This window comes from Serratia oryzae, from assembly GCF_001976145.1.
Lineage (GTDB): Bacteria > Pseudomonadota > Gammaproteobacteria > Enterobacterales > Enterobacteriaceae > Chania > Chania oryzae.
In genome coordinates this window covers 1-4,102 of record NZ_MOXD01000019.1, presented here as the reverse complement: position 1 = coordinate 4,102, position 4,102 = coordinate 1, and the positions used below count along the sequence as shown (strand labels likewise).

The window sequence follows — 4,102 nt, the reverse complement described above, 5'->3', positions numbered from 1 at the left end:
AATTTTAACTACTGTGACTTGAATGGTGCCGGCTACCGGAATCGAACTGGTGACCTACTGATTACAAGTCAGTTGCTCTACCTACTGAGCTAAGCCGGCATCAAGTGCAGCGCATTCTAGGTAGAGCTGACGGGCTATGCAACAAAAAATTTGCGTTCCGCGCACTATCGCTCATAAATCATTCGATTTTGCCTGTCAGTTAGCAATTCACCCTGTAGGTCGTACTCTTATTCATCAAACACAGACATTATTCTGTACAACTTTATACATTTTTTGCAAGGGTTACCCGGTGTTTCTCCACGCTAGCTATCGGCTAATACGTAATCTGACAAGAAAACTGTGATCGTGATCGGCGCATCCACTTCAAAGGGCAACTGCTAGGCTATGTCGTTGCCCCATGTTTACTCTCATGTCTGTGGTGATTATTCACGACAAGCCTCGGTTGTTTGCTGCCACACCGTCTTCTCACGCCATCATCACTGAATTGAGAATAGTATCTTCACCAAAGGATGGCGCTTTGCAGCTACTCTCAACCAACTGCGTGTCTGTTCGCACTATTGGCATAAACTCATGCTAATCGGTAACATTTGCGAAAAAAGTCTACGCCAAAAACGAAGCTGTCTATAATATGCAGCTTGTTTATTCTCTGGAGTTGGCGTTCGGCGCCGTTCCCAACCTGCGTTAACAGGCAGAATTTGGCTTATGATAAAAAGAGAGCAATCTTTAGCAACGCCATATCTTCAGTTTGATCGTACCCAATGGGCTGCATTGCGAAACTCAGTACCACTGACGCTGTCGGAAGAAGAAATTGTTAAACTGAAGGGGATTAACGAGGATCTCTCTTTGGAAGAGGTGGCGCAAATCTACTTGCCACTTTCACGGTTGCTGAACTTCTACATCAGTTCCAACCTGCGTCGCCAAGCGGTTCTTGAACAATTTCTGGGCACAGATGGCCAGCGCATACCCTATGTTATTGGTATTGCAGGCAGTGTAGCCGTGGGTAAAAGTACGACAGCACGTTTATTGCAAGCACTGCTGAGCCGCTGGCCTGAACACCGCAGCGTAGAGTTGATTACTACCGATGGTTTTTTGCATCCAAACAAAGTATTGAGCGAACGCGGTTTGATGAAGAAAAAAGGCTTCCCGCAATCCTACGATATGCATAGTCTGGTGAAATTCGTTTCGGAGGTCAAATCGGGGGCTAGGCGTGTCACCGCCCCGGTTTATTCTCATTTAATTTATGATGTTGTTCCTGAAGGTCATAAGGTTATTGAGCAACCTGATATTCTGATTCTTGAAGGGTTGAATGTTCTGCAAAGTGGTATGGATTACCCGCACGATCCTCACCGCGTCTTTGTCTCTGATTTTGTTGACTTTTCAATATATGTTGATGCGCCAGAAGACTTATTGCAAACATGGTATATCAACCGTTTCTTGAAATTCCGTCAGGGCGCATTCTCTAATCCTGACTCTTATTTCCATAGCTATGCAAAACTTCCGGAGGCAGAAGCGATTAATATCGCCACTCAGTTATGGAATGAGATTAACGGATTGAATTTACACCAGAATATACTACCGACTCGCGAAAGAGCCAGTCTGATTATGACCAAAAGTGCCAACCATGCTGTAGAAAGCGTGAGGTTGAGAAAGTAGCCATGAAATAAGAGAGGCTATCAACCTCTCTTATTTCAAAGCATTATTCAGCACTACGTAAAGATATTTCACCACCAATAAAAGGTTTAACGACACCATCCTGTTCAAGTAGTAATGCTCCTTGTTGGTCAATACCTCTGGCAATGCCAAAAATCTGTTGTTCACCAATTAAAAGTTTAACCGGTCGATCAATAAAGTTATCCAATTGGCGCCAACGGGTAATAAACGGTGAGAGTCCTTCGGTTTCGAACTGCATCAATGAACGGCGTAATTCATTAAGCAAGGTTGCCGCCAATTCATTGCGATCGATATTAATCCCTGTTTCTTGCAGATTAATCCACTGCTGATCGATCTTATTGGCATACGTTTCACGCATCGCCATGTTAATGCCAGCACCGAGTACCAACTGCGCTGCATCCCCTGTCCTGCCGGTTAGTTCAACGAGAATACCGGCTAGTTTCCGATCGTTAAGATACAGATCGTTTGGCCACTTAACTCGTACTTGCTCTGCTCCTAAGCGTTGAAGTACTTCAGCCATCACGATGCCAATAACCAGGCTTAGCCCCATTGCCGCTGCTGGCCCTTGCTCAAGGCGCCAGAACATCGACAGGTAAAGGTTGGCACCAAAAGGTGAAACCCATTGCCGCCCACGCCGCCCACGCCCCGCATGCTGGTATTCTGCGATACAAGCATCACCAGAGGTTAGCTCCGCAATTCGATCTAATAGATATTGATTCGTCGAATCAACAACCGGTAGAACCGTTACTCGCTTGTCTTCCAACTTATCGAGAATATGTTCCGCATCCAGTAAATTCATCACTCCTGGTAGGCTGTAGCCTTTACCTGGCACGGTAAACACGTCCAGCCCCCATTCTCGAATAGTCTGAATATGCTTGTTAATCGCCGCTCGACTCATGCCCAGGGATTCACCCAAATGCTCACCGGAGTGAAACTCTCCGTCCGCCAGAAGTGAGACGATCTTAAGCGGTACCTTGGTGTCCTTCATGACAGAACCTCAACTGCATCCAGTTCACCGGTTGCCCCAATAAAGCGGACCTCCGGTTCCAGCCAGACATTAAATTTCTCTGCCACCTTATTGCGGACATGCCTCGCTAGTGCCACCACATCCTGGCTACTGGCACTATCTGCATTGACCAACACCAGGGCTTGCTGACGGTGTACCGCTGCACCACCAATCTGGTATCCCTTTAACGCGCACTGTTCGATGAGCCAACCAGCAGCCAACTTTACTTGCCCATCCAACTGTGGGTAATGAGGCATCGTTGGATACTCAGCTAGCAACATATTAGCCTCTTCCTCGCTCACCTGAGGGTTTTTAAAGAAACTGCCTGCATTACCTGTTATGCGTGGGTCAGGCAACTTGCTGCGCCGCATAGCGCATACTGCATCAAAAACCTGCTGTGGTGTCACTGTACGCGGATCCAGTTTAGTAAGATCACCGTAGTTTAGTAGCGGGTCCCATTGCTTACTGAGCCGTAAACCGACTCCCACAATAATGTAGCCAACTTTAAACTCATGCTTAAATACGCTTTCACGGTAACCAAACTCGCAACGCTCGGGATTCATGCGATCAATCTCACCCGTATTCAGATCCAGCAAATCCACATATTCACAAACCTGCTTCAGTTCGAAGCCATAGGCACCGATGTTTTGGATCGGTGCAGAACCTACCAGGCCAGGGATTAATGCCAGATTTTCCAAACCAGGAATACCTTGCTCCAGGGTCTGACTCACTAAGTAGTGCCAATTCTCACCAGAGCTGACATGTAGATGCCAGGCATCATCCTCTTCCCTGACTTCAATACCTTTCAGGCTATTGATCATGACTGTACCGGCGAAATCCTCCAAGAACAGAACATTACTTCCCTCACCGATTACCAGTAGTGGCTCCCGGCGCTTTTGCGCTTTCTGCCAAGCCTTAATCATCATTTCAATTTTTTCAGCAATAACTAAATGCGCCGCTTTGACCGGAAGCGCAAAAGTATTGTGTTTTTTTAAAGAAGTGTTTTCAGTAGACATGACGTTAAATACTCTTACGTAATAAACTACCATCTAGTCTACTCGATTCAACGAATATGGCTATTATTTGTTTTATTACTTTGATTTTTAATTGTCATCTAACAAATTTTTCTCAAAAAGAATTATAAACGTCTTTCAATATCATAATGATACGAAAATCACCTTGTTCCTATCACCCCAGCCCTCTGATTTATATAAGGTGTACAGATATTATTTATATGTATGAATATTGGATTTTACGCTTAAAAAATAAATTCTTCGTGGATATTGGTGATAGGAATTTTCGCTATATTTAATCATTCGCAAAGTTGGGAACGATAGCATATCAATAGAAGGTTTCTTAGGTGAAAGGAGTTATATCGCTAAGCAAAACGCAAAAAGACCATCCTTACGGATGGCCTTCTGCTTG

The 4,102-nt window shown here is 45.1% G+C and carries 3 protein-coding genes and 1 tRNA gene; 1 reads left to right on the top strand and 3 read right to left on the bottom strand.

Going from position 1 to position 4,102, the window contains the following annotated elements; genetic code table 11:
• Window positions 1-23: 23 nt before the first annotated feature.
• A tRNA-Thr gene (locus tag BMI79_RS21680) sits at window positions 24-99 on the bottom strand.
• Between the two features lie 603 nt (window positions 100-702).
• Here BMI79_RS21680 and coaA point away from each other — a divergent pair.
• Window positions 703-1,653 carry a type I pantothenate kinase gene (gene coaA / locus BMI79_RS21675; protein ID WP_076944231.1) on the top strand — a complete coding sequence of 317 codons (951 nt, stop codon included), beginning with the start codon at window positions 703-705 and terminating at the stop codon, window positions 1,651-1,653.
• Between the two features lie 43 nt (window positions 1,654-1,696).
• Here coaA and birA read toward each other — a convergent pair whose 3' ends face one another.
• Together birA and murB are read right to left on the bottom strand one after the other, a co-directional pair.
• The gene (gene birA, locus BMI79_RS21670) at window positions 1,697-2,659 is read right to left on the bottom strand and encodes a bifunctional biotin--[acetyl-CoA-carboxylase] ligase/biotin operon repressor BirA (protein ID WP_076944230.1); all 963 of its coding nucleotides are present in this window, start codon (window positions 2,657-2,659) and stop codon (window positions 1,697-1,699) included.
• Complete coding sequence (murB, locus tag BMI79_RS21665; RefSeq protein ID WP_076944229.1) at window positions 2,656-3,693, bottom strand: UDP-N-acetylmuramate dehydrogenase; 1,038 nt, start codon at window positions 3,691-3,693, stop codon at window positions 2,656-2,658. Before murB ends, birA begins: the two co-directional genes overlap by 4 nt.
• Between the last annotated feature and the right edge of the window lie 409 nt (window positions 3,694-4,102).

Excerpts from the sequence above, each read along its gene's own strand:
- coaA (WP_076944231.1), top strand. The coding sequence starts at position 703 with ATGATAAAAAGAGAGCAATCTTTAGCAACGCCATATCTTCAGTTTGAT.
- birA (WP_076944230.1), bottom strand. The coding sequence starts at position 2,659 with ATGAAGGACACCAAGGTACCGCTTAAGATCGTCTCACTTCTGGCGGAC.
- murB (WP_076944229.1), bottom strand. The coding sequence starts at position 3,693 with ATGTCTACTGAAAACACTTCTTTAAAAAAACACAATACTTTTGCGCTT.